Source organism: Komagataeibacter rhaeticus (assembly GCF_011611525.1).
GTDB classification, from domain to species: domain Bacteria; phylum Pseudomonadota; class Alphaproteobacteria; order Acetobacterales; family Acetobacteraceae; genus Komagataeibacter; species Komagataeibacter rhaeticus.
Window position 1 is genome coordinate 383,193 of the sequence record NZ_CP050139.1, and the last position, 22,832, is coordinate 406,024.

A 22,832-nucleotide genomic window follows, 5' to 3' on the forward strand; every position below is an offset into this window, starting at 1 on the left:
GACCATGGCTGGCGCGGGGCGTTACCCCCAAGGGGTTGTATCAAGAAGGAACGCCCCATGACCGACCTGATTTCCCGGCCCTACTGGTATCTGCGCCATGGGGAAACCGACTGGAATGCACAGGGCCGGTCACAGGGGCGCACGGATATCCCGCTCAATGCCACCGGCATTGCGCAGGCGGAGGCGGCGGGCCTGCTTCTGGCGCGGCACTGGCGTGACCATGCGCCGATCGTGCGCATCGTATCCTCGCCGCTGGTGCGCGCGCGCCGCACGGCTGAAATCGTGGCTGACCAGCTTGCCGCCCATGGCGCCCCCCGTTTTGACGTGGCGGTGGATGACGGGCTGAAGGAAGTCTGCTTCGGGGACGAGGAAGGCAAGCCGATGGGCACATGGTACGACAGCTGGATCGCAGGGGACTACACGCCCGCCAATGGCGAAAGCTTCGCCGACCTCCGCGCGCGCGCGGTATCGGCCGTCAACCGTGCGCTGGAGCATGAGGGCGTGCCGCTGATCGTCTGCCATGGCGCCATGTTCCGTGCCCTGCGCGCGGCCATGCATCTCAAGCCCAATGTGCGCCTGCCCAATGCCACCCCCATGTGGGTCGAACCCGGCCCCACGCCGGTCTGGAGCCTGAGCGCCCTTTCCTGAAAAACCGGGCACGGGTAAGGCCTGGGTGATTGCATCGGACGCGGTTTTCCGTTAAAGGCCGCGCACGCGCTGGCACCCCTGGAGGCCCGCGCGCTTGTGTTTCAGGAGCAAACAAGTGACCAAATTCACGAAAATCGAAGTCTCTTCGCGCGCGAAGGCTGGTAAGGGGGCAGCGCGTGCAACGAGGCGTGCCGGGCTGGTGCCCGGTGTCATCTATGGCGCAGGCCAGGAACCCGTCCTGATCGCGCTTGACCCCCGCATCGTCTACCGTGAACTGCACAAGTCCGGCTGGCGCTCGCGCATCTATGACATCTCGGTGGAGAAGGGCGCCTCCGTGCATGCCCTGCTGCGTGAAGTGCAGCTGCACCCCGTGTCCGACGCGCCGATCCATGTGGACTACCAGCGCCTGGCTGCTGGCCACAAGGTGCATGTGGAAGTGGAAATCCGCTTCGAGGGTGAAGAAGTCTCCCCCGGTGTCAAGCGTGGTGGCGTGATGAACATTGTTCGCCACACGGTGGACGTGGTGGTCGATCCGGCCAACATCCCCGAGTTCTTTACCGCCGACCTGTCCAAGCTCGACTTCCACGACAACGTGCGCTGGGAAGACCTGAAGGGCACGGAGAACGTGACCCCCGTGCAGCATGACAACAACTTCGTCATCGCCAACGTGGCCCCCCCGAGCATTGACGAGGACGCCGAGGCCGCTGAAGCCGAAGCCACCACCGAGGGCTGATCCCCCCCACCGCCCGGATACACGACAGGAGATGAACGATGCTGCTCTGGACCGGTCTTGGTAACCCCGAGCCGGGGATGAGCCGGAATCGTCACAATGTCGGGTTCATGGCGGTGGACCGGATTGCCGCGCGCCACGGGTTCGCCCCGTGGCGCAGGCGCTTCCGTGGCGAGGTGGCCGAAGGCATGGTGGGGCGGCACAAGGTGCTGCTGCTCAGGCCCATGACCTACATGAACCTCTCGGGGGAGAGTGTTCAGCAGGCGGCCGCCTTCTATAAACTGCCAGCCGAATCCATCACGGCGTTCCATGATGAACTGGACCTGGACCCCGGGCGCATCCGCGTGAAGCGTGGCGGCGGGGCGGCGGGCCATAACGGCCTGCGGTCGATGGACCGCATGCTGGGCACGAAAGAATACTGGCGCGTGCGGCTGGGCATCGGTCATCCGGGCAGCCGTGAGCGTGTGACGGGTCATGTGCTGGGTGACTTTTCCCGCGCGGACCACGAGTGGCTTGACCCGATGCTGGATACGCTGGCCGATGAGGCCACGCTGCTTGCGGACGGGAAGCCGGAACTGTTCATGACAAGAATGGCCGCGCAGGCCGGGGAGTAAGGGCGTATGGGCTTCAACTGTGGCATCGTGGGCCTGCCGAATGTCGGCAAATCGACGCTGTTCAACGCCCTGACCGAGACCGCTTCGGCGCAGGCCGCGAACTATCCGTTCTGCACCATCGAGCCCAATGTCGGGCGCGTGGCGGTGCCCGATGCGCGGCTGGCCAATCTGGCGCGTATCGGCAAGTCGCAGAAGATCCTGCCCACCAGCCTTGAATTCGTCGATATCGCGGGCCTGGTGCGCGGCGCGTCACGCGGGGAAGGCCTGGGCAACCAGTTCCTGGCCAATATCCGCGAGGTGGATGCGATCATCCATGTGCTGCGCTGCTTCGAGGATGACGACATCACCCATGTCGAAGGCGGTGTTGATCCCATCCGCGATGCGGAGATCATCGAGACCGAACTCATGCTGGCCGACCTTGAATCGCTGGAAAAGCGGATCGTGGCGCTGCAGAAGAAGGCGCGCGGCAATGATCGTGAGGCGGCGGCCCAGGTCGAACTGATGGAACCGCTGATCGCGGCCCTGCGCGAAGGCCGCCCCGCGCGTGAGGCGATCCCGGCGGGGCAGGAGGAAGCGGTGCGCCGCCTCCAGCTCATGACATCGAAGCCGGTGCTGTATGTCTGCAATGTCGATGAGGCATCGGCGGCAACGGGCAACGAATTTTCCGAGCGCGTCCGCGCCCGCGCCGAAGCGGAAGGGGCGGCGATGGTTGTCGTCTCCGCCGCGATCGAGGCCGAGGTCAGCCAGCTTGGGGCGGAAGACCGCGTGGAATTCCTTGAGGGCCTGGGCCTGAAGGATAGCGGGCTGGACCGGGTGATCGCGGCGGGCTACCGCCTGCTGGGGCTGAACACCTACTTTACGGTAGGCCCCAAGGAAACGCGGGCCTGGACCATTACCGAAGGTACCAGGGCCCCGCAGGCGGCCGCCATCATTCACAATGATTTCGAGCGTGGCTTCATTGCCTGCGAGACCATTGCATATGATGATTACATTGCCTGCAATGGCGAAGCGGGCGCGCGTGAGGCGGGCAGGCTGCGCATCGAGGGGCGGGATTACGTGGTGCAGGACGGGGATGTCCTGCTGTTCCGCTTCAACGTCTGATACAGGGGCCGATACGGGATGTCCCGGTTGGCCATCATGCAAGGAGTAACGGATCATGGACAAGGCTGTTGCAACCCCCGCGCGGGCTGATGCACCGCAGCCGGACGTGATCCGCGCCATGGCCCTTGCCGCGCGCCAGGCCGGGCGTGTGCTGGCCCGCAGCAGCACCACCACCCGCAACGCCGCCCTGATGGCCGCGGCCCAGGCGCTGCGTGCGGCCCAGCCTGAACTGCTGGCGGCCAATGCGCGTGACCTTGCCGCCTTTACCGGCGCCAGTGCGTTCCGTGACCGGCTGACGCTCAACCCCGAACGGGTCGAGGCCATGGCGCTGGGGCTGGAGCAGGTGGCCGGCCTGCCGGACCCGGTGGGCCATGTCATGGCGGAATGGGACCGGCCCAACGGGCTGCGTATCCGTCGGGTCGCCACCCCGGTGGGTGTCATCGGCATGATCTATGAAAGCCGTCCCAACGTGGGCGCGGACGCGGCGGCGCTGTGCATCAAGTCCGGCAACGCGGTCATCCTGCGGGGCGGATCGGACAGCCTGAACAGCGCGCGCGTCATCCATACTGCCATGCAGGCCGGGCTGAAGGCCGCCGGCTTGCCGGTGGACTGCGTGCAGATCCCGCCCGATGCGGATCGCGCGCATGTGGCCGCCATGCTGGGGGCGGCGGGGCTGATCGACCTGATCATTCCCCGTGGCGGCAAGTCGCTGGTCGAACGGGTCTGTGCCGAGGCCCGCGTGCCGGTACTGGCCCATGCCGAAGGGCTGTGCCACACCTATGTCCATGCCGCCGCCGATCTGGAAATGGCGCGGCGCATCGTGCTGAACGCCAAGCTGCGCCGGCCGGGCATATGCGGTGCGACCGAGACGCTGCTGGTGGATCAGGCGATCGCGCCCAGGATCCTGCCCGGCCTGATCGAGGATCTGGCCACCCGTGGCTGCACCTTCCGTGCCGATGAGCGCGCGCGCGCGGTCGTGCCCGACCTTCCCGCCGCGACGGATGCGGATTTTGCCACCGAATGGCTGGACGCGGTCCTGTCCGTTGGTGTGGTGGATGGCGTGGAGGATGCGCTGGCGCATATCGCCCGCTACGGCAGCGCGCATACCGAGGCCATCGTGACGGAAGACGAAACCGCGGCCACGACGTTCCTGAACGGAACGGACAGCGCGGTGGTCATGTGGAATGCCTCCACCCAGTTCTGTGATGGGGGAGAGTTCGGTTTCGGGGCCGAGATCGGCATAGCCACCGGGCGTTTCCATGCCCGTGGGCCGGTCGGGCTGGAGCAGCTGACCACCTACCGCTACGAAGTGATCGGCACCGGACAGGTCCGGGCCTGAGCCTGTTGCGCGGCACGGGGGCAGTCCCGTCGGTCCGGGGGGACGGGCGGTCCATGCGCGTGGGCCTGCTGGGGGGATCGTTCAACCCGGTGCATGAAGGCCATATCCAGCTGGCCTGCCGGGCGTTGCGCCAGCTCCGGCTTGATCAGGTCTGGTTCCTGGTCTCGCCGGGCAATCCGCTCAAGCCCGCGGCGGGCATGGCGCCGCTGGCGCAGCGGCTGGCCGGGGTGCGGGCGCGCCTGCGGGGGCTGGGCACGCGCAGGCTGGTTGCAACCGATATCGAGCGCCATATCGGCACACGCTATACGGTCGATACGCTGGCGCGCCTGAAACGGCTTTTCCCGCATGTGCGGTTTGTCTGGCTCATGGGGGCGGACGGGCTGGCCCAGATGGGGCGGTGGCGGCGCTGGACCGATCTGGTCCGCATGGTTCCGCTCGCGGTTCTGCCACGACCGGGTTATAATGGCCCGGCACTGCACGGGCAGATCGCCCATATCATGGCACCCTGGCGCCGCCCCGCGCGGGAAGCGGGAAGGCTTGCCCTGTGCACGCCACCGGCATGGGTCTTTCTTCCCGCGCCACAGAACGCTATATCAGCTACAGAAATACGTGCATCGCAGGCCGGGTCCGGCCACCGACGGGAGTAACAGCCATAACCAGAAAGCCTACAGCCGAGGGCAGCGCCAGGCACCGCACCGGCAGCCCCCTCTCCGCCGGGCAGCCGCGCGTGACCACAGGCGCGCTGGGCAGCGCCATGCAGGTGCCGGGCACGCCACGCAAGAAGGCAGCCGTGGCTGGTCCCACCGCCACCCGGACGCGCGAACCCGACCCCCGTGTCGACCAGTTTCTGGAAATCATCACCACCAGCCTGGAAGATGACAAGGCCGAGGATATCGTGGTGATCGACCTGACCGGACGGGCTTCCTTCGCTGACCGGATGGTGATCGCAACCGGCCTTGCGGACCGGCAGATCGCGGCCATGGCCGCCCATATCGACCGTAAGCTGGGGGAAGCGGGGCTGAAGCGCATCCGCACCGAAGGGGCAGGCGGTTCCGACTGGGTGCTGCTGGATGCGGGTGACATCGTGGTGCATCTGTTCAAGGCCGAAGCGCGTGCACTGTACGGGCTGGAGCGGATGTGGGGCGCTGACCTGGATGTGCCGCCGGATGCGCCAGCCACCCCGGTGGAATAATCTTGTTTCACCTGATTGCCGTAGGCCGTATGAAGGACCGGGTGGAGCGTGACCTGTTTGAACGCTATGCCACCCGGCTTTCCCCCCGCATCAGGCTGACCGAACTGGCGGAAGGGCGTGGGGCATCCAATGAGATCAAGCGCCGCGAAGGACAGGCCATTCTTGCGGCGCTGCCCGAACGCGCACTGGTTGTTGCCATGGACGAAGGGGGCCGGACCTATGACAGTCTGGCCTTTTCACGCGCGGTGGAGCAGTGGGTCGAAACCCCAAGGCCATTATGTTTCGTGATTGGTGGAGCCGAGGGGCTTGATGCCCCCGTCGTACAGCGCGCCGATCATACACTGTCGCTTGGCAGGATGACCTGGCCGCACATGCTGGTGCGCGGCATGCTGGCCGAACAGCTCTATCGCGCCCGCGCCATTTCGGCCGGCCATCCCTATCATCGGGCTGGTCGGCCCTGACGTTTTTTAGACCCTAGCGCAGGGAACGATTCGGCACGTCATCCGTATAGGCCAGTGAAGACGTTGCACGGCCCGCGGCAATGCCCTCGGGCGCTTCCGCCACTTCCGTGCTGTTGTGGCGGGTACGGGGCTGCGCCTGCGCCATCACGGTGGGGTTGCTGTGCATGGCTTTCTGATACGTGGTCAGCATCACGTCCGAACCTGCGGCCGGGCGGGCGTAAATGAAGCCGTAGGTGGGATAGATGCTGCCAAACCCGCCGCTATGGTTGTTCAGTGCCACGCGCACGGCCGACCAGTCATTGTTGGGGGAAACGTCAATGACAGGAACCGCGCGGCTGATGCCGCCCTGGCCCCAATGCGACTGATCAATGATGATCGTGCGGCTGTTGACCAGCTGCCGCACCACGGCTACATGGCCCAGCGGCATGCGGCGCGTGCCACGGAAGTTGAGTACGCTGCCTTCCTCGGGCGCGCTGCCACGGGCGTAGCGCCCGGCTGCGTTATACCACCAGTCGACCGCGTTGCCGCGGATTTCGACATCCGATGCCGATTTGGCAAAGGCCACGCACTGGATCACATGACCCCGCTCATGTCCGTGCCCGCGGCGCAGGGCTGCATGGTGAATGGCATGGCCGTGCGTGGCGGTGGCTGCGGCGGGATGGATGTGGCTGGCATGCCGGGTTGTATGGGCCTGCCCCTGTTCCGAAAACATGAATCCGAACGTGGCGCCAAGGACGGAAAGCAGGAGGCCACGCTTCATGTTTCTGATCCACATTTTCTACAATCTCTCCACCGCATTGGGGTGATTCTTTAATAACTGGCTCACATCGTGTTCATCGAGTAGCAAGCCCGTTGCAAGTCTGACAAGCCTGCGCTGTGAAGGATGAACAGCAACAGGACAGATTTCCCCTAAAAAGGGCACCTTAACAAAAAAATAGGAATAAATTCTTTATTCGGACCAGTCAGCCCCTGTTTTTTGGGCATAAAAAGGCCGTAAACAGTCAGTGAGAACAGAAGTGGAATGATTCTGGGAAGACAGGAAAGTTGCAAAAATGTGACATGTTTTGCACTGCCCCACCTGTCTTCCCATATGTCTTATTTGGTGGCGATCACCATGATTTCGACCAGTACGTCCGGATGGGCCATCTTGGCTTCCACGCAGGCGCGGGCAGGGGCGCCGCCCTTGGGCAGCCAGGGGCTCCATACGGCGTTCATGGCATCACGGTCGTTGATGTCCTTCAGCCAGATCTGGGCCTGCAGCAGGCGGGTGTTGTCGGTGCCGTGCAGTTCCAGCGCCTCATCGATCTGGGTCAGGATGTCCCTGGTCTGCGCCGTGATGTCGGCGGACAGGTCGCGGGCCACGAATCCCTGCGTGAACAGGAAGCCATGATATTCCACAACCTTGGACAGGATGGCGTTGGGCTCGGTGCGGATGATCTTGCTCATGTCATTGGTCCTAGTTGGTTGGCAGGCATGCGGGCATGCCGCATGTGCTGCCCTCTCTCTTTGCGCCGGTCCGGGCCAAGGTCAACCGCCTGCAAAAAGACGTGCGTAATCAGCCAGCCGGGCAGGGGTATCGAAATCCTCGGTTATTTCCGGGCCGGCCGCGACCTGCGGCATGTCCGCCCCGTACCGGTCCAGCAATGCGCGTGCCCCCCTGTCGCCCGCCTGCGTCATCAGGGCGGGGAACAGGCGGCGGCTCCACAGGATCGGGTTTCCGCGCCGTCCCGCGTGCACCGGCATCACGCCCGGACAGGCCGGATGGGCGGCAAAGGCAGCGATCATGCGGTCCAGCAGGGTGGAGGAAATCAGGGGCATGTCCCCCAGGCAGATCAGCGTGCCCGTCACGTCGTGCTGTGCCGCCACCGCCATGCCGGCGGCCAGCGTGCGCGAAAGCCCGGCTTCATGGTCGCGCGCGCTGATGCATAGCGGCATGCGCTCTGGCGGGATGCCCCGCAGGGCGGCGGCCTGGATTTCGGTGCTGCGATGTCCGAACACGATCACAAGCGGATCGGCCTGGCAGGCGGCTACCGCGCGCAGCGTGCGGGCGATCATGGGCAGGCCGGTTGCATCGGGGGCCAGCAGCTTGTGCGCGGGCGCCGTGCGGCTGGAGGCCCCCGCCGCCAGCACAATGGCCGCGACACGGGGGCCGGCCCTGCTCACGCCCAGCCCGATACGCGCCCCAGCGGCCTGTCATGGCGCACGGCCACGATTTCGGCCAGGATGGAAAGGGCAATCTCGGCTGCTCCCACCGCGCCGATGGCAAGCCCCACGGGGCCATGGATGCGGGCGATCTGCGCGGGCGTGAAACCGGCATCCCCCAGCCGTTTCACGCGGGAAGCCTGGGTTTTGCGCGAACCCAGCGCGCCAATATAAAAAGCATCACTGCCCAGCGCGTAGTGCAGTGTCGGGTCATCAAGCTTGGCGTCGTGGGTCAGGGTCACGATGGCGGTCTGGTTATCGACCCCCATCTGCGCCATAGCCTCATCCGGCCAGTCGGTGTGCAGTGTGATGCCGGGAAAACGCTCGGCTGTCGCAAGCTGGGTGCGGGGGTCAACCACCGTTACGTCAAAGCCGGTCGTCTGCGCCATGGGTGCCAGCACCTGTGCAATATGCACGGCGCCCACAACCAGCAGGCGGGGCTGCATGGGCACAAGGTGGAGGAACCACAGGGCCTGCCCCGTATCGTCCTCCAGCCGCAGGCTGCGGCCGGTTGCAAAGACTTCCGCCGCCCGGGCGTGGAGTTTCGTCTCCAGCCCGTTGTCCGGCTGCGGTCCGGGTGGGGCGGCATCCCGGTACAGCAGCCGCGTGCGGCCTGTTGCCAGTTCGGTCGCCATGATGACCGGTACGCGCGCGTGGCGTTTTGCGGCCACCGTTTCCAGCAACTCCAGATCCAGCGTGCCCTGCGGATGTCCGGGGGTGCGGATGGCGGTCACGTACACATCCAGCAGTCCGCCACACGCAAGGCCGACCGCCCACGCCTCGTCGCTGGATACGCCATAGGACAGGGCGACGGGCCGGCCCGTGTCCATTACGGTGCGGGCTTCCTCGATCACGGCGCCTTCAACGCATCCCCCGCTGACCGACCCTTCTATGCGGCCATTGGCGCATACGGCCATCATGCTGCCGGCCGGGCGGGGGGAACTGCCCCATGTCGAGGTTACTGTCGCCATGGCGCAGGGCTGTCCCGCCCGTGCCCAGTCGATCAGCAGATCCAGCGGATCCTGCAGGGATGAAATCTTTGTCATGGCAGGGCTACTCTATCAGCACGCATGCAGGCATGCCAGCCGGTAGACATGCGCGGGCCGCCACCCCATGTTGTGTCACAACACGCTGCCGCCCCGCATCGGGCCGGTGCATGAATGGAGTAATGAAATGAGTTATGTGGATCCCGTCTGGTATGTTGTTGCCGATAGCATTCATGCCCGTATCCTCAAGCATGGTGAACATGGGCTGGCCACCTTCACCCATCTCAAGAGCGATGATGCGAGGGGCATGGATGCCCCGCGCAATGGGGCTTATGGCAAGGTCATTGCCGAATTCCTGAACAGGGCCGTGCGTGCGAAGGAAACGCCGGGTCTGGCCATTGCGGCACCGGGGGAGGTGATGCACCAGATCCGCACCCATCTGGATGTGCAAGCCCGCCCGCTGGTGGTAAAGGAGGTCGAGCACGACCTGACCAACACCCCCGACCATAACCTTGCATCGCATTTTGATATTCCGGCCACCGGCTGGCCGCTGGCCAAGGAGCGCTGATCCGCTTCACTGGCCGGTTGATGCGCCCTGCGGTAACGTGGGGCGCATTTTTATTAGAGTTAGGGTCATTCCATGCAGGCTCCCCTGTCGCTCGAAATCGTGCCCGTTACCGCATTCGGGCAGAACTGTTCCATCTTATGGAATCCCGCCACACTTCACGCCGTGGTGGTCGATCCGGGTGGGGATGTGCCGCGCATCATGGCGTTCATTGCCGCGAAGGACCTGGTGGTGGACTCCATATGGCTGACCCATGGCCATCTGGACCATGCCGGCGGGGCGGATGCCCTGCGGCGGGAACTGACGGCCCGGCAGGGAAAGGCCGTGCCCGTGATCGGGCCGGACAGGGCGGATGAGCCGCTGCTGTCCGCCATCCCGCAGCAGGCGGCGCTGTTTGGCGTGACGGGCCTGGAAAGCGTGCGGCCTGACCGATTTGTCAGCCATGGTGAAACGCTGGAGGCACTGGGCCACAGTTTCGAGGTCCGCCATGTGCCCGGTCATACGCCGGGGCATGTCATATTTTATGATCCCGCATCCCGCTTTGCCTTTGTGGGGGATACGCTGTTCCGTGGCGGCGTGGGGCGGACGGATTTCCCCTATGGTGACCATGACCAGCTGATCGCGGCCATCCGTGACCAATTGCTTCCGCTGGGCGATGATGTCACGATCCTGCCCGGTCATGGCCCGGCAACGACAATCGGTGCTGAACGTGCAGGCAATCCCTTCCTGACGTGACCATGGATAACAGGGTGCAGGAGAAAAACAGCTTATGATGTCCCTCAAGCCCGGCCGGTGGCTGGCTCTGGCCGCATGCATGGCCGCCGTTTCCGTTCCCGCCATGGCAGCGGAAGAAACGGGGGAACCCACCCACGCCCAGGCCCCGCTGCCCACCGTGGCGCTGACCATCACGTCGGCCAATGGTACGAAACACGCCTTTACGGTGGAAAAGGCGATGACCCCGCGTGAACAGCAGGTGGGCGAGATGTTCCGCCCGTCCGTCCCGGCTGACGGGGGCATGATCTTTGTCTGGCCGTACCCGCGCCAGAGCGACATGTGGATGGAAAACACCAGGGCTTCGCTCGATATCGTTTTTATCGGCGCCGATAATCGCGTTTCCTCCATTGTCGAGAACGCCGTCCCCCTCAGTCTGGCCCGAATCAGCAGTCACGGTCCCGTGCGCGCAACGCTGGAATTGCAGGCCGGTATTACCGAAAAGCTGGGAATCGTGGTGGGAGACCGGGTGGATTCGGCCGTGCTGAACAATGGACCATCATCCAAGTAAGTCTAATATTTGTTGGTTTCCTGCCGTTTTTTGATTTTTCCCTGAGATATTTTTCCTTTTAGGTGTATTTTCTGATTGACGGTTTTGGGGGTGGGACCTATATCCGCACTCACCGGCGGCGCCCCCTTGCAAGACAGAGCCGTCCACATATGGGTTCTTCCGTACTTTTCGTGATGATGTTTTTTGATTATGCGGGCTGAAGGACACGCGCCCTGAGGAGTTCGAAGCCTGCTCTTCCGAACATGGTTCGCTTGATCATTTTCAGTCGGCTGATCTGTCCTTCAACCGGGCTGGTTGTCCAAGGTGTGACAAGAGACGCTTCAATGGCAGCCGCATCCCGTTCAAGCGCGGGAATCAGACGTGACAGCAGCGTCGTCTTTCCTTCTTCCAGCAGAGCCTTCAGATCGCCTCCCGTGCAGGTGTCACCCCTTTTACAGAGCAGGGTCTGCATTTTCCTGAGCCAGCAGAGTGTGACGGCAAGGTGCGGTTCAGCTTCCAGAAGGGCAGGAACCAGCAGTCCCTCCTGTCCGGCAGATAACGGATCCTCTGCGAGGAGAAGCCGCGCAAGTTTGCGTCCCCGAGGTGCAACGACATGCGCGGAAGGAACGGGTTTCGCGGAACATCCCTGTCGCGTCGCCACCCATTTCCAGACGGTGCCATATTGTCCTGCAAAGCCCTGCTCCAGGAGTTCCCGCCATAGCTGACGACTATTGCGACATCCTTCGGACCATCTCTTTTCCAGGTGGGCTGTGTAAGGCACGAGTATGCTGCGTGACGGAACCGTTCTTTTCCATGGTGGTGCATGGCCCCGCTGAAACCAGCGCCGCACGGTTTTTCTCTCTACCCCGATCGTTGTGGCGATAGCCTGAATGCTGTGTCCCGCTGCTTTCAGGGCAAGAGCTTCCTTGAAAAGAATGTCACGCCGTTCCCCAGAGGCTGACCTGACGACCGCCTGCGCCTCTTCTGGATGCGCTCTGATTGTTTCAGATATTTTGCTTACGACCGTTGATACGTTCATCTGTCGTGTCAGGGTTCTGACTGTTGTCGTGAAACGGCCCAGTATGCTGACAAAAGCCTCTGACAGGTTCTTCAGCAGATGCCAGCGGTCCGTCACCTGAAGAGCTGATGGCGCGCCTCTGTGGCATCCATCTGCATAAGCACCAGCACGGTCTCTGGCAATGATTTCAACACCGGGGTGGGCCTGCAGCCATTGGGCCAGGGTCGCAGCCTCCCGATCTGGCAGGAGGTCAATGACATCATTTTTCTCAAGATCGACCACAATCGTTCCATAGTGATGTCCCCGTCGCCATGCCCAGTCATCCACCCCTACCACGCGTGTAGGGGGCGTGTCTTTCCTGGTGTTCCGTACCCGGGACAGGAGGCGGCGAATGAGAGTGTCCGGGCTGATGGGGCAACACAGGCGCACGGTCATTCGTGCACCAGCGGAACCGCCCAGGGTATGGGCGATATAATAATGAAGATCGGTAAGACGCGTGGTCTGTCTGCCATGACGCACGGTTATCCCGTCAAGGGGCATCACAAAGGTCCGACGTGGACAGACCGCAGCCTGACAGAAAAAGCGTGGTACAGAAACGATCAGCGTGGCCGGACGGCCCTGCCATGGAAGATCCGCAAGTTTTCTCTGATAGAAGCTGTGAATGCGTTGTGTCGGGCACTGACAGTCCGGACACAGTACACTCCGCTTGCGCAGACCGACTTCGATCTCCACTCTGTTGTCCAGTGCAACAACACGACGAACGACGAGGGAACGGGGAAGATCAGGGATCCGAAGGCGTGACACTGGGGAATATCCATGAAAGTGGGCGACTTTCAGGATTTCCCAGTTCCAGAACCACAGTACAAGATACCCATCACGAAAAGTGCGGAAGAACCCATATGTGGACGGCTCTGTCTTGCAAGGGGGCCGGCCTGTCCGGCCCGGCCGCGTCCCCCAAGGGCCTGCGCCATGCCTTCGGCGTCGCCGCCGTCTCCAGCGGCATCCCCCTCAACATGGTGCAGAAATGGCTCGGCCACGCCCAGCTCTCCACCACCGCCATCTACGCCGATGCCGTCGGCGCCGAGGAGCAGGATATCGCACGGAAAATGTGGGAGTGATTTTCTGTCATTCTCTCTTGTAGATAGAGCAGATTTTCACGTATGACCACATGCAAACATGAGGTCATGTAAGGACGTTCGCATGCCAACAATAGCGATTATCAGCCAGAAGGGTGGGGCTGGAAAAACCACTCTGGCCTTGCATCTGGCTGCTGCGGCTGAGGATGCTGGCCATACAGCATTGGTGATTGATGTGGACCCACAGGCGACGGCGAGCCAATGGGCCGCATGGCGTAAGGATGCTCCGCCGGTTGTAATTGACAGTGCTCCGCCTCGTCTCGCGGCTAAGATCGGACAGGCAATGAGTCAGGGTGCTGAGTTCATCGTGATTGATACTCCGCCTCACGCTGATAGTGCGGCTAGTGCTGCCGTTGAAGTCGCCGATTTGGTATTAATTCCATGTCGGCCGAGTGCGTTCGATCTGGCAGCAATCAAAACGACTGCCAGCCTTATAAAAATGCGTGGCAAACCAGCCTTCGTCGTTTTTACAGCGGGAAGTCCGACTGCTCCACGTATGTATGAGGAGGCCACACAACTCGTACAAAGTTACGGACTGAACGCATGTCCACATATTATCGCTGATCGTGCAGTTTTCCGTCATGCTGCGGCGGAAGGAAAAACTGCAATGGAAGTAGAGCCTAAAGGCAAGGCGTCTGATGAGGTAAGGCTGCTTTACAAGTGGACATGCAAGCATGTAAACATGCAATCATCAAGGAAGCGGAGAGCTAGTGCATGAGCCGGAAGGGGTCTCTACTGTCGTTGCGGGATCGTGATTCCGCAATATCGCCGGTTGCAGTTGCATCAGAAGGCAAGGTTGCTGCTACCAATGTTGTTGGTACAGCCAGCAAGCAGGTTGCGCCGAGCCGTCAGGGCAAGAAAGCCATGACCGGCTATTTTAGTCCGGAAATGTCATTTGCTATGCACATGACCGCCAGAAAGCATGGGATGAGTTTACAGGATGCGATGGCCGACGCGTTTAACGACTGGCTACGCAAGATGGGAGAAAGTCCTGTGGGCAAGTAGGCATGTTTACGTGCGGTCATGTTTGCATGTAAGCATGTACACTTGCTGGCGTATGCCGGAATCAGCGTATTGGGTTGCGTTCGTGCCGTTTTTTACAAAAGCCAATAAAGGCTCCGGCAGGGCTTTTAAGCTCTGGTTTTCCCATGTCGTGCCACCATGAAACCCATTCGTCATGGAGAGCATAGATGTCATATCCTGGCGCAACGGTTTTAGCGTCATGCATGGTTTCGGGGTCGATGTAGGGAGCATCCCTCATGGGGGCGATAACATCGACCTTTGTTTTAAGGCTCAAACGGTTGCGAAATAGAATGATGTCGTCGGCCATTGTGATGGCATAGTCAGGAAAATGAGCATGACTGGTGTCATGCGCACAAACTTTCTTAACCAAGGATCGAAAGACGCGAAGCGGGCTATTTGAGCCACATTTTTTTTGCAGCAGCTCTAATCCGATCTTCCATTCATCTTTCATACCGCAGTGTTTGCGGGCTAGTTCGTACATGCGTCGTTCGAACGGTTTACGAAGTCGGAAATAGTCTCGGTGAAGTGTGAGGACATTCTTGCTGATGACTGAACGATAGACCCAATCTGACAGAGTGATTTCAAGATCAAGCATTCGGCCGTCAAACGTCTTACGGGTGATTCTAGCTTCTTCGATCAAACCGAAAATTCGAGTTTCTTCAATGCCGCCTGTTTGAATGTTGGTTCGCACGGTTGTTCCGCGCAAGCGTGTCAACGCGTCGGTCAGTAGCCTATAGCCTGCTCCGCTGGTTTGACGATTGGTAGCGACCAGCATGTCATAGGCTTGAAGGCGGAGTGTTCGGCCAGGTTGTTCGCCGTGATTCATTTTCGCAACGAGCTGAGAGATGCAGTAGATTAGGATATCCTTGTCATGGATCGTTGCCAGCCCTTTGCCAGACGGGATGATCTCTATGATATTCCCATTGTGTTCATAGCGTCGCATCCGGTTGTCTGGCTTGGTCGAGAGCGAAAAAACTGGATGCTCCATTGACGCCATATCATCTTTGGGAATGGCATCGAGCACGTCACAGATGAATAGATCCTGATTTGGATGGCGGACTGGAAGGAGGGGCGTGCGATCATCACCTTCCACAGTCAGAGAAGGCGCAATGTCGAACAAGGAAGGAGAAGATTCTATCGTCATTTCAATTACAGACAGCTACTATCGTCACTTCACATACGCAAGCCAATTATCGTCATTTTAGATTCAGGCTGAGCTTATCGTCATTTCAATTACGCATACTTGCTATCGTCATATTAGATTCAGTTTATCGTCATAGTGGATTCAGTTTATCGTCATAGTGGATTCACAGGACGATAGAATCTCTCGATAAAACCTTTATTATTCAGTATGTTATTTGGACTATAAAAATCCGTAACACCATTTAAACACCTACTTAAACACTCTAATGTTGTGGATAACTTTTTATTTCCTGAAATTTACAGCCAAACTGCCACCAAGCACCGCCTCTTGGGGGCTACGCCCCCGCCGGCTCGCGGCCTACGGCCGGCCCAATCGCGCTTTGCGCGATTTCCCACCTGGCATCCCCCTGCTCGTCCTTTCCGGGCTGCGCTACGCAGACACGCCTACGGCGCGAAATCATAATCTGACGATGCGGTAACGCATCGTCTCTCCACCAGCATCTTCCTCTCCTGCGTCGGCGCCTTCGACGCCCTACAGGGCTCCCGCTCTGCGCTCGCCCGACGCCTGCAACACCAGAAAAACCGGACAAGACGTAACCGGCCGTTTGAGGCCGCCTTATGATTGAGGATTGTGACTGGTAACTTAATACACTGCACAGACAGGCCGCATAATCAAGGCGGCCCAGAGCGGCCGGTTACACAAGACCGTAATCTGCTCAAGGCGCACCGGTGTTCAGGCGATCATTCAGCAGCTCACGTGTCGCAGCATGCCCATCAGACGCCACAGGGTGGCCGTACAGGCATTACCGCGTGTGGTGGCTAGTTTGTGAGCGGTAACGGGAATTGCGCTTTGTGCGGCCTCCCAAGGCGCTCTGCTGGCTTTGTCAGGGATTGATGGGCTGGCCATTTCCTGTTCGTCCGTCCAGATATCCTCCTCCTGACTTTCAGCGGGATGGTTCTGATTGAAAAACCCAAGCGTTAGGGATATGGTGCATTATGCCGACGCTTCTACGCATCAATGGATTTCGTGTCGTGATTTACACGGCAGATCATGTGCCAATGCACGTTCACGTCATAAGCGCGGATGGAGAAGCGGTGATTGAAATTGGCAGGAAAGCCCGACTGATACGAGCAGGTGGCATGAAAGATAGGGTCATACAGGAAGCCCTTGTCATCGTGCAGGACCACGCTGAGATGTTGGCTGAAGCATGGGAGAAGATACATGGCGAATGACATGAACTATCAGGCCGCTCGTGAAGCAGACGCGCTTCATAGAGCGGCAATTCCTCATGCGGTCTCCGCACGGTTTATCCGTGCTCGCCGCGCTCTTCACGTCACGCTCTCCAACGGTGTTGAGATGAGCGTGCCTGTGGGTCTGATACAAGATCTGCAGGACGCTTCCCTGAATGATCTGGCCGAGATCGAGATCACTCCGCTGGGTAATGGCCTTCACTGGCCCCGTCTCGACGCCGATGTTCTGGTCGAAGGTCTGATCCACGGTATCTACGGTTCCCGAAGCTGGATGGCTGCACAGATGGGACGCGTGGGCGGATCGTCCGCCAGCCAGGCAAAGGCGGCGGCGGCACGCCGGAATGGTGCTAAAGGCGGTCGGCCAAGGAACGTCGCGTAAGATAGTCACCGCTTTTCAGGCGGTAGGGGGAACTGTCGTATCACGTCTGCTCGCTGCAACGACCATTCTTGCCGAAAGGGTGGACCGTATCGGTCTACCCTTTGGCTGAAGGGGCTCGGGTTTTCCAAGCCCTTTGGGCATGCCCGCACCAACGGTGCAATGGTGTATGAAGAGCCCCTAGTAGGCCGGGTCCAATGCAGCCCCGAATGCGGTGTCAGTCAGGTACCAGAACGGGGCCGAGACAGTGCCAAGAGAGGGTATGCAGTGACTAGCCCGTCTTATTCACGGGTTGTGACTTTTTGAGGTTTCCTGATTCTGGACGCGCGGGGTCTACGCGATCCTGGAGGCTGATTTCAGAGTGAGGATTGGTCGGCGCTTGAGTTGGCGGGCTGGGGCGGGTTCGGGGGCGACAGCCCCGCCTGTCACGGTCCGACGGGTTGCAGACCCCGGGCGATACCGGCGCAGAGTGCGGCTTCGGGGCATGCTGCGGCGAATGCGATGCGAACCCGGGTTGCGGTCTCGATAACCCGGCCGGCGACCTTGATCAGGCGCATGCGTAACGTGGTGAATTCGGCCGTAGCGAGCGGCTGGGGTCTGGGGATGGCCTCGCGCACCGTCAGCATCAGCCAGTAGGCGGCGGTGTGCAACACGAGGCGGACCTGATTTGCGCGAGACGAGCGACAGCCTGTCCGGTCTGAGGCCAGTTGCCCCTTGTGCAGCCTGATCAGGTTTCCCACCTGTCCCCGGGCGCAGTAGAGGGTGTCGTAAAGCCATCCGGCATTCCCGCCACGCAGGTTGGTGACGACACAGCGTATATCTGTGCCCGTTCTATGTACCGATCCCTACCCTGGTCATAATAAAAATACCCATCGTGTTGGGTTTTGTGGTAGGATGTGACCATGCCAACAGTTCACCGAGTGGGTCGCTTCAGGTTCATGATCTATGCAAATGACCATGATCCGGCCCATATCCATGTGTTCTATGATGGCCGTGAAATCATCATCAACCTTGGGGAAACCGAGGCAACGATCCGGGAGATTGCCCCCGGCGTGAAGCGAGCAGACGTACGCGAAGCGTTCAGGATCGCGGTGGAACAACGCGAAGCCCTATTGGCCGCATGGAGGACGATTGATGCGCAACGATCATGACATCGAAAAGCAGATGGATGCCGCTTATGAACGTGGTCGCATTCGGCGTGAGACAGTGCCCCAGGCGATTGCTGCTGGGTACGATGCCACGACAGGGCGCGTAACCGTTGAGCTGTCCAATGGCACCCGCTTTGAATTCCCTGCCTCACAGGCTCAGGGCCTTGAGAGAGCAACGCCAGAGCAACTGGCCCAGGTCGAAATCATGGGTGGCTACGGCCTGCACTGGGAGGCACTGGATGCTGACCTACTGGTGCCGGAACTGATGGCGGGCCTGTTTGGGTCCCGTGCTTACATGGCGGCAAAGGCAGGCCGACAGGCATCGCCAGCAAAAGCCGCAGCGGCACGTCGAAATGGTGTCAAAGGCGGCCGACCAAGAAAGGTCGCATAACTCACATATTGAGGTAATAATAAATTATTTTTTTAAAATACCACACAATTAAAATGTATCAATACAAGACCAAAGTTCACAGACACCAAAAAAATAGCAAAAATTACTAAAAGATATATAAATAACGAATGTATACATTTAAAATTCCATTATGTAAGATTTAAAAAAATACTCTTATGCATTTTGGACCTGTAACGGTTTTGTGCCGGTCCTGAGGTAAATAGGAGCAGTCCCATGACCCATAACATTCCTGTTATCGACATTGCCCCCCTGCGCCAGGGTAACGATGCGGAGCGGGAGGCCGTGGCCAGCGCCATCGGCAGGGCCTGCCGCGAGACCGGCTTTTTCTACATTACCGGCCACGGGGTATCTCCCGATACGATAGATAGCGAAGCTCTTCGAGGCCTCGCACACGTTCTTCGCCCAGCCCGCCGCCGCCAAGGAAGCCGTGGCCATGAGCCGCGTGGGCCGGAATCGGGGCTATGTGGGGCTGGGGGTCGAACGGCTTGATACGACTTCCCTGCCCGACCGTAAGGAGGCCTTCAACATCAGCCCTAACCAGCCTGGTGGCCAGGACGCATGGCCTGCTCTACCGGGATGGCAGGATCTGATGATGGCATATTTCGCCACCTGCCTCGATATCGGCGCGGCACTGCATCGCGGTTTTGCCCGTGATCTGGGGGTAGATGAGGATTTCTTTGTCGATAAATTCAGGCATCCCATGGCCACGCTACGCCTGCTGCGCTATCCGCCCGCGCAACAGGCCAGCACGGCACCGGGGGCGGGTGCCCATACCGATTACGGCAATGTCACGATCCTTGCGGTTAATGGCGTATCGGGTCTGCAGGTACGTCCGCGCGGTAGCGACTGGACAGACGCCCCGCTGATTCCCAGCACGTTCATCTGCAATATCGGTGACTGCCTGATGCGGTGGAGCAATGATGTGTATGTCTCGACCCCGCATCGGGTATTGCGCCCTGCAGGCGAGCGGTATTCGATCGCTTTCTTCCTCGATCCCGATGCGGATGCATTGGTCGAGCCGATCGTAACCCGTTCCGGCGAGCATGCGCATTATCCGCCTGTCACCGGGCATGACTACCTGCAGGAAAGACTGCAAGCGACATACGGGCACAAAAACCAGCGCCACTGAGGCAGAAGGCTTCCATCGTGCGGGTGGGTGGTCCGTGGGATGCGATCAGGAATGGTCTGTCGTAAGGCTGGCAGACTGGTCTGTGGAGGTGGGCCAGTGACTCTTTTTTCCCGCCCGACCGTTGTGGGGTGCCGGGACTGGAGAAAGGTGTAGGCCATGGACAGACATATTAAAGGGGGGTCCGATTAGCGACACTGACAATGGCGGCTTTCCAATGATTTTCCATAATTGGGAGGACGAAATCGAAGGGTCAGGATCCAGAAAACCGACAGCTGCCCTGGCGCCAGGCGCAGCGGTCCTTGTCACCGGCCTGCGATAGACCGTCACATTCACCCTTCTACGGAACTCCGACCGCCTTATTGCCCGGGTTCAGGCAGGGGAAGGGGATGATCGGTCCCGAGGCTGGCCGCCCATGCCTTCACCGCTTCACCACTGATGAACAATCCGGCATCCGCCTGGGCCAGTGCCTGGCGTGTCGCTTCGTTCTTTTCGGCTTCCCGATCGGAATGACCTGTTTCCATGATGGTGTTCCTCCCAGGCCGGATCATCAGGCCCGTTCCGGTCTGTGTCCACGTGTTTCTGGTGACCGCAGCGCCCGAGAACCCTGTGCGTCATCGACAATGTCCATGTTCGATGGGATCAGGACGTTTCGCTGAAGCAGGGGAAGGGAGGGATATGAGTTTTCCGGCCACAGGAAACCCGCAGATAATTATTACGTTATCGTTACATAAGGTGGGCACAGATATACGCTCGCTCACCGCAATCATGGATGCCCGCCAGTGCGGAGAGATCACAGCCGATGAAATGATCGCCCAGATCCGGCTGATATCTCAACAGGAAGACTGAGTTTTTCTTGCTTCGGCAGAGAACATTGGGAGCCTGTGGTAGAATCCTGTCATCGGGAATTGAGTTAATCCGTTGCAGGAATGCGGGCTTGAAAAATCATACTGTTGTAACTACAATTCCGTAACTACTGGAGCGGATTGTGACCATATGGGTATGGGATCCTGAAAAGGATTCAAAAAACAGGGAGAAGCATAAGCTACCTCTGGAAACCGGCAGGTTTGTTCTCGACGGCGATCCGCTCGCATTGTCTGTCCCTGATCCCCATCCAGATGGGGACAGGTGGCGAACCATAGGGAAGATACGGGGCATCACAACTCTCTTCGTCGTTCATACAGAACCCGTGGAAGACGAGGAGGATGGCGAAGAATACGGTCGTATTATCAGCGTAAGAAAGGCAACTGCCCATGAGCGCAAAGCATACGAAAATGGACTCTGAACTGCTTCAGGCGTTACGGGCTGTGGAGGCCATGCCTGACAATCAGATTGTGACGGATGATGAAGCCCCAGAAATTCGTGACTGGTCACATGCGGAACGGGGGCGCTTCTATCGACCCCGTAAAGTGCAGAAAACCGTGCGGTTTGACGCTGATGTCGTGGCTTTCTTCGAGAAGGACGGGCCTGGCTATCAGACACGTATGAATGATGCGCTGCGTGAAATTATGAATCGCGCCTTACGTAAGGCGCCCACGAAAACAGACGCGGGATCTGCACGATCTTCACGGCGCGGGAAGACGGTACACGCATAAGAGTGGCTGTGGCCTTTCTTTGCCCACTTTCCTGCACGAGAAGGAGATCGACCACCATGAGCAGCAAAAACAGGTCCATGCCCTCGCTGCACAGTGACGAAGCGGCCGAGGATTTCGTCGTAACCACCGATCTGATCCGGTATGACCTGACGGATAGCCGTGACCAATGTACGCCTCGTTACCTTCCTGCGGTGTGCGAGAGCGTCCCCCTTATTGCCCGGGTTGTGGCAGGGGGAGCGGGTTATCCCTGCCGAGGCTGGCGGCCCATGCCTTCATGTCCCGTTTCTCCCGGTCTGGACCTTCAGGCCAGTTTTGGCCTGCGTCCGCGTTTCTTCTCTGGCAGGCGTGTGACCGGCACCCCAGTTCCTGATGTTTCCGAAGGGGCCGGTGTCGCCTTGATGACCCGCCCTAGTCCAATCTCCTGTGCCAGGGCAGAGCGTCGGGCTGCGTAGGATGGGGGGTCATCGGGTAGCTTTCAGGCAGGCCCCATTTTTCCCGATACTGCTCGGGTGTCATGCCATAGACAGTACGAAGATGGCGCTTGAGCATCTTCATTTTTTTCCCGTCCTCCAGACAGACAATGTAGTCTGGAAACACGGATTTTTTCACAGGTACGGCCGGCACCATATCCGGTGTTCCGGTCGTCGCCTGTCCCGGACCGCCAAGCGCCTGAAATACCGAGGCGATGAGGCCTGGCAGGGTATCCGCCGGAACCGTATTGCTGCTGACATAGGCAGCGACAATCCGGGTCGTAAGCTCCCGCAGCGTGTCAGCTTCGGATGATCGTGTCTCGTGGTCAGTCATGGTCACGTCTGCCTGTTGTCCTGTCATGTTCCCGGTCCCTGTCGAAGGCATGAAGCCCCGCACGTCTCCAGCGTGCTTTCAGGTCAACCGGAGCAGTATCATTGCTGCCCTGGAGCTGTCCTGCAATATCCAGAAAAGCCCCGAGCAGGGTGGCGCGGTCATCATCGGTCAGATCGACCAGTCCCGCCTTCTGGACCAGGCCGCCCAGTTCGATCAGATGATGGGTGCGTTCCCGTCGCGCCTTCGCCCAGTCGCGCATGTCGGTGCGTGCCTTTCGTGCCTGATAGCGATGGATCAGGGCTTCCTGCTTCCTGATCCGTCTTTCAAGCGCCAGAAGCTCCGTTCTGATCGTTTCCGGTTCCTTTCCGGCCGCCCTTTTTTGCACAGGCCTGAAAGAACGCCGTCCCCCGTTCGGTCCACCTCGCGACGGCTTCGGGTTTGCCGTCCGCCTGTTCGACAGCCGCAAGCAGCACCCCGGCCAGCGCCTCGATGGACAGGGTATCGGCTCCCGTCGCCTCGACCAGTTCACCGAGCTGGAGGGTTTTTTGCGCCTTAAGCTGCCTGGTCTTTTCCTGAAGCGCCTTCAGTTCCGCATCAATGTCCCGTGGCCTGCGCATTTCCGGTCCTCTGTCCTGCTGGTCTGTGCCATACTCTATCACACAGGCGAGAACCGCGTCACTCATCCAGAGCAATCAACCCTT

General features: G+C 60.1%; 31 protein-coding genes and 3 pseudogenes. 23 read left to right on the forward strand and 11 right to left on the reverse strand.

Annotation, left to right across the window (positions count from 1 at the left end; genetic code table 11):
- Positions 1-57 precede the first annotated feature (57 nt).
- The 8 genes from GWK63_RS01805 (at position 58) to GWK63_RS01840 (ending at position 6,085) form a co-directional block, all read left to right on the forward strand.
- The gene (locus tag GWK63_RS01805) at positions 58-648 is read left to right on the forward strand and encodes a histidine phosphatase family protein (RefSeq protein WP_007398831.1); all 591 of its coding nucleotides are present in this window, start codon (positions 58-60) and stop codon (positions 646-648) included.
- A 115-nt stretch (positions 649-763) separates the two neighbouring features.
- Positions 764-1,381, forward strand: coding sequence for a 50S ribosomal protein L25/general stress protein Ctc (locus tag GWK63_RS01810; RefSeq protein WP_007398832.1), 618 nt, complete (start codon positions 764-766; stop codon positions 1,379-1,381).
- Between the two features lie 38 nt (positions 1,382-1,419).
- Positions 1,420-1,992, forward strand: coding sequence for an aminoacyl-tRNA hydrolase (pth, locus tag GWK63_RS01815; protein ID WP_007398833.1), 573 nt, complete (start codon positions 1,420-1,422; stop codon positions 1,990-1,992).
- A 6-nt stretch (positions 1,993-1,998) separates the two neighbouring features.
- Positions 1,999-3,093: a redox-regulated ATPase YchF gene (gene ychF, locus GWK63_RS01820; RefSeq protein WP_007398834.1), complete on the forward strand. Its 1,095-nt coding sequence runs from the start codon at positions 1,999-2,001 to the stop codon at positions 3,091-3,093.
- Between the two features lie 55 nt (positions 3,094-3,148).
- On the forward strand, positions 3,149-4,432 hold the full coding sequence (locus GWK63_RS01825) for a glutamate-5-semialdehyde dehydrogenase (protein WP_007398835.1): 1,284 nt from the start codon (positions 3,149-3,151) through the stop codon (positions 4,430-4,432).
- 53 nt (positions 4,433-4,485) lie between these two features.
- Entirely contained in the window at positions 4,486-5,079 is a 594-nt protein-coding gene (locus GWK63_RS01830; protein ID WP_051671976.1) for a nicotinate-nucleotide adenylyltransferase, read from the forward strand.
- Between the two features lie 107 nt (positions 5,080-5,186).
- Positions 5,187-5,624 carry a ribosome silencing factor gene (gene rsfS, locus GWK63_RS01835; protein ID WP_034927312.1) on the forward strand — a complete coding sequence of 146 codons (438 nt, stop codon included), beginning with the start codon at positions 5,187-5,189 and terminating at the stop codon, positions 5,622-5,624.
- Positions 5,625-5,626: 2 nt separating this feature from the next.
- Positions 5,627-6,085, forward strand: a complete 459-nt coding sequence (locus GWK63_RS01840; protein ID WP_039999206.1) for a 23S rRNA (pseudouridine(1915)-N(3))-methyltransferase RlmH — start codon at positions 5,627-5,629, stop codon at positions 6,083-6,085.
- 13 nt (positions 6,086-6,098) lie between these two features.
- Here the strand turns inward: GWK63_RS01840 and GWK63_RS01845 are convergent, their stop codons facing one another.
- The 4 genes from GWK63_RS01845 to GWK63_RS01860 all read right to left on the reverse strand — a co-directional run bounded on the left by GWK63_RS01845 (position 6,099) and on the right by GWK63_RS01860 (position 9,333).
- Positions 6,099-6,845: a CHAP domain-containing protein gene (locus GWK63_RS01845; RefSeq protein ID WP_083824463.1), complete on the reverse strand. Its 747-nt coding sequence runs from the start codon at positions 6,843-6,845 to the stop codon at positions 6,099-6,101.
- 335 nt (positions 6,846-7,180) lie between these two features.
- Positions 7,181-7,531: a RidA family protein gene (locus tag GWK63_RS01850; protein WP_007398841.1), complete on the reverse strand. Its 351-nt coding sequence runs from the start codon at positions 7,529-7,531 to the stop codon at positions 7,181-7,183.
- An 81-nt stretch (positions 7,532-7,612) separates the two neighbouring features.
- Positions 7,613-8,248 (reverse strand): nucleotidyltransferase family protein, encoded by a 636-nt coding sequence (locus tag GWK63_RS01855; protein WP_007398842.1) that lies wholly within the window; start codon positions 8,246-8,248, stop codon positions 7,613-7,615.
- Positions 8,245-9,333: an XdhC family protein gene (locus GWK63_RS01860; protein WP_039999208.1), complete on the reverse strand. Its 1,089-nt coding sequence runs from the start codon at positions 9,331-9,333 to the stop codon at positions 8,245-8,247. The genes GWK63_RS01855 and GWK63_RS01860 overlap by 4 nt, the downstream gene beginning before the upstream one ends.
- Before the next feature lie 127 nt (positions 9,334-9,460).
- Between GWK63_RS01860 and GWK63_RS01865 the strand changes: the two genes are divergently transcribed.
- The 3 genes from GWK63_RS01865 to GWK63_RS01875 all read left to right on the forward strand — a co-directional run bounded on the left by GWK63_RS01865 (position 9,461) and on the right by GWK63_RS01875 (position 11,120).
- Complete coding sequence (locus tag GWK63_RS01865; RefSeq protein ID WP_039999211.1) at positions 9,461-9,841, forward strand: host attachment protein; 381 nt, start codon at positions 9,461-9,463, stop codon at positions 9,839-9,841.
- Positions 9,842-9,913: 72 nt separating this feature from the next.
- Positions 9,914-10,573 carry an MBL fold metallo-hydrolase gene (locus tag GWK63_RS01870; RefSeq protein WP_007398846.1) on the forward strand — a complete coding sequence of 220 codons (660 nt, stop codon included), beginning with the start codon at positions 9,914-9,916 and terminating at the stop codon, positions 10,571-10,573.
- Between the two features lie 34 nt (positions 10,574-10,607).
- A complete protein-coding gene (locus GWK63_RS01875; RefSeq protein WP_034927229.1) occupies positions 10,608-11,120 on the forward strand; it encodes a DUF192 domain-containing protein in 513 nt (170 codons plus the stop codon).
- Positions 11,121-11,307: 187 nt separating this feature from the next.
- Here the strand turns inward: GWK63_RS01875 and GWK63_RS01880 are convergent, their stop codons facing one another.
- Complete coding sequence (locus GWK63_RS01880) at positions 11,308-12,921, reverse strand: ISL3 family transposase (RefSeq protein ID WP_166498086.1); 1,614 nt, start codon at positions 12,919-12,921, stop codon at positions 11,308-11,310.
- 95 nt (positions 12,922-13,016) lie between these two features.
- Here GWK63_RS01880 and GWK63_RS01885 point away from each other — a divergent pair, with 95 nt between their 5' ends.
- The 3 genes from GWK63_RS01885 to GWK63_RS01895 all read left to right on the forward strand — a co-directional run bounded on the left by GWK63_RS01885 (position 13,017) and on the right by GWK63_RS01895 (position 14,258).
- Positions 13,017-13,235 (forward strand): tyrosine-type recombinase/integrase, encoded by a 219-nt coding sequence (locus tag GWK63_RS01885; protein WP_240919161.1) that lies wholly within the window; start codon positions 13,017-13,019, stop codon positions 13,233-13,235.
- A gap of 82 nt (positions 13,236-13,317) precedes the next feature.
- The gene (parA, locus tag GWK63_RS01890) at positions 13,318-13,971 is read left to right on the forward strand and encodes a ParA family partition ATPase (protein WP_082086140.1); all 654 of its coding nucleotides are present in this window, start codon (positions 13,318-13,320) and stop codon (positions 13,969-13,971) included.
- Positions 13,968-14,258, forward strand: a complete 291-nt coding sequence (locus GWK63_RS01895) for a ribbon-helix-helix domain-containing protein (protein ID WP_039998296.1) — start codon at positions 13,968-13,970, stop codon at positions 14,256-14,258. Before parA ends, GWK63_RS01895 begins: the two co-directional genes overlap by 4 nt.
- A 61-nt stretch (positions 14,259-14,319) precedes the next feature.
- Here GWK63_RS01895 and GWK63_RS01900 read toward each other — a convergent pair whose 3' ends face one another.
- On the reverse strand, positions 14,320-15,420 hold the full coding sequence (locus tag GWK63_RS01900) for a replication initiator protein A (protein WP_039998297.1): 1,101 nt from the start codon (positions 15,418-15,420) through the stop codon (positions 14,320-14,322).
- A 995-nt stretch (positions 15,421-16,415) separates the two neighbouring features.
- On the opposite strand from GWK63_RS01900, the gene GWK63_RS01905 reads away from it, so the two are divergent.
- Both GWK63_RS01905 and GWK63_RS01910 read left to right on the forward strand, forming a co-directional pair.
- A complete protein-coding gene (locus GWK63_RS01905) occupies positions 16,416-16,652 on the forward strand; it encodes a DUF4160 domain-containing protein (protein WP_083824341.1) in 237 nt (78 codons plus the stop codon).
- Positions 16,642-17,049, forward strand: coding sequence for a DUF2442 domain-containing protein (locus GWK63_RS01910; RefSeq protein WP_007396288.1), 408 nt, complete (start codon positions 16,642-16,644; stop codon positions 17,047-17,049). Before GWK63_RS01905 ends, GWK63_RS01910 begins: the two co-directional genes overlap by 11 nt.
- 422 nt (positions 17,050-17,471) lie before the next feature.
- Here GWK63_RS01910 and GWK63_RS01915 read toward each other — a convergent pair.
- Positions 17,472-17,873: pseudogene (locus tag GWK63_RS01915) on the reverse strand (transposase); the annotation flags it as partial.
- A 75-nt stretch (positions 17,874-17,948) separates the two neighbouring features.
- On the opposite strand from GWK63_RS01915, the gene GWK63_RS01920 reads away from it, so the two are divergent.
- The 4 genes and pseudogenes from GWK63_RS01920 (at position 17,949) to GWK63_RS17390 (ending at position 19,735) form a co-directional block, all read left to right on the forward strand.
- Positions 17,949-18,197, forward strand: a complete 249-nt coding sequence (locus GWK63_RS01920) for a DUF4160 domain-containing protein (RefSeq protein ID WP_223846616.1) — start codon at positions 17,949-17,951, stop codon at positions 18,195-18,197.
- Positions 18,181-18,585, forward strand: coding sequence for a DUF2442 domain-containing protein (locus tag GWK63_RS01925; protein WP_007396285.1), 405 nt, complete (start codon positions 18,181-18,183; stop codon positions 18,583-18,585). The genes GWK63_RS01920 and GWK63_RS01925 overlap by 17 nt, the downstream gene beginning before the upstream one ends.
- 234 nt (positions 18,586-18,819) lie before the next feature.
- Positions 18,820-18,897 (forward strand): annotated as a pseudogene (locus GWK63_RS17445) (hypothetical protein); the annotation flags it as partial.
- A gap of 73 nt (positions 18,898-18,970) precedes the next feature.
- Positions 18,971-19,735, forward strand: a complete 765-nt coding sequence (locus GWK63_RS17390; protein ID WP_317983811.1) for an isopenicillin N synthase family dioxygenase — start codon at positions 18,971-18,973, stop codon at positions 19,733-19,735.
- 356 nt (positions 19,736-20,091) lie between these two features.
- Here the strand turns inward: GWK63_RS17390 and GWK63_RS01935 are convergent, their stop codons facing one another.
- On the reverse strand, positions 20,092-20,256 hold the full coding sequence (locus GWK63_RS01935; protein WP_166498087.1) for a hypothetical protein: 165 nt from the start codon (positions 20,254-20,256) through the stop codon (positions 20,092-20,094).
- Here GWK63_RS01935 and GWK63_RS01940 point away from each other — a divergent pair.
- From GWK63_RS01940 to GWK63_RS01950, 3 genes are all read left to right on the forward strand, one after another.
- Positions 20,255-20,581, forward strand: a complete 327-nt coding sequence (locus GWK63_RS01940) for a hypothetical protein (RefSeq protein ID WP_139064245.1) — start codon at positions 20,255-20,257, stop codon at positions 20,579-20,581. The genes GWK63_RS01935 and GWK63_RS01940 overlap by 2 nt on opposite strands.
- 139 nt (positions 20,582-20,720) lie before the next feature.
- On the forward strand, positions 20,721-21,017 hold the full coding sequence (locus GWK63_RS01945) for a BrnT family toxin (protein ID WP_010518357.1): 297 nt from the start codon (positions 20,721-20,723) through the stop codon (positions 21,015-21,017).
- Positions 20,986-21,327 (forward strand): BrnA antitoxin family protein, encoded by a 342-nt coding sequence (locus tag GWK63_RS01950; protein ID WP_007396313.1) that lies wholly within the window; start codon positions 20,986-20,988, stop codon positions 21,325-21,327. The genes GWK63_RS01945 and GWK63_RS01950 overlap by 32 nt, the downstream gene beginning before the upstream one ends.
- A 301-nt stretch (positions 21,328-21,628) precedes the next feature.
- Here GWK63_RS01950 and GWK63_RS01955 read toward each other — a convergent pair.
- The 3 genes and pseudogenes from GWK63_RS01955 to GWK63_RS01965 all read right to left on the reverse strand — a co-directional run bounded on the left by GWK63_RS01955 (position 21,629) and on the right by GWK63_RS01965 (position 22,814).
- Positions 21,629-22,131: pseudogene (locus GWK63_RS01955) on the reverse strand (MucR family transcriptional regulator).
- Positions 22,124-22,390: a conjugal transfer protein TraD gene (locus tag GWK63_RS01960; protein ID WP_053323887.1), complete on the reverse strand. Its 267-nt coding sequence runs from the start codon at positions 22,388-22,390 to the stop codon at positions 22,124-22,126. The pseudogene GWK63_RS01955 and the gene GWK63_RS01960 overlap by 8 nt, the downstream one beginning before the upstream one ends.
- A 64-nt stretch (positions 22,391-22,454) precedes the next feature.
- The gene (locus GWK63_RS01965) at positions 22,455-22,814 is read right to left on the reverse strand and encodes a conjugal transfer protein TraD (RefSeq protein WP_191011408.1); all 360 of its coding nucleotides are present in this window, start codon (positions 22,812-22,814) and stop codon (positions 22,455-22,457) included.
- Positions 22,815-22,832: the final 18 nt, after the last annotated feature.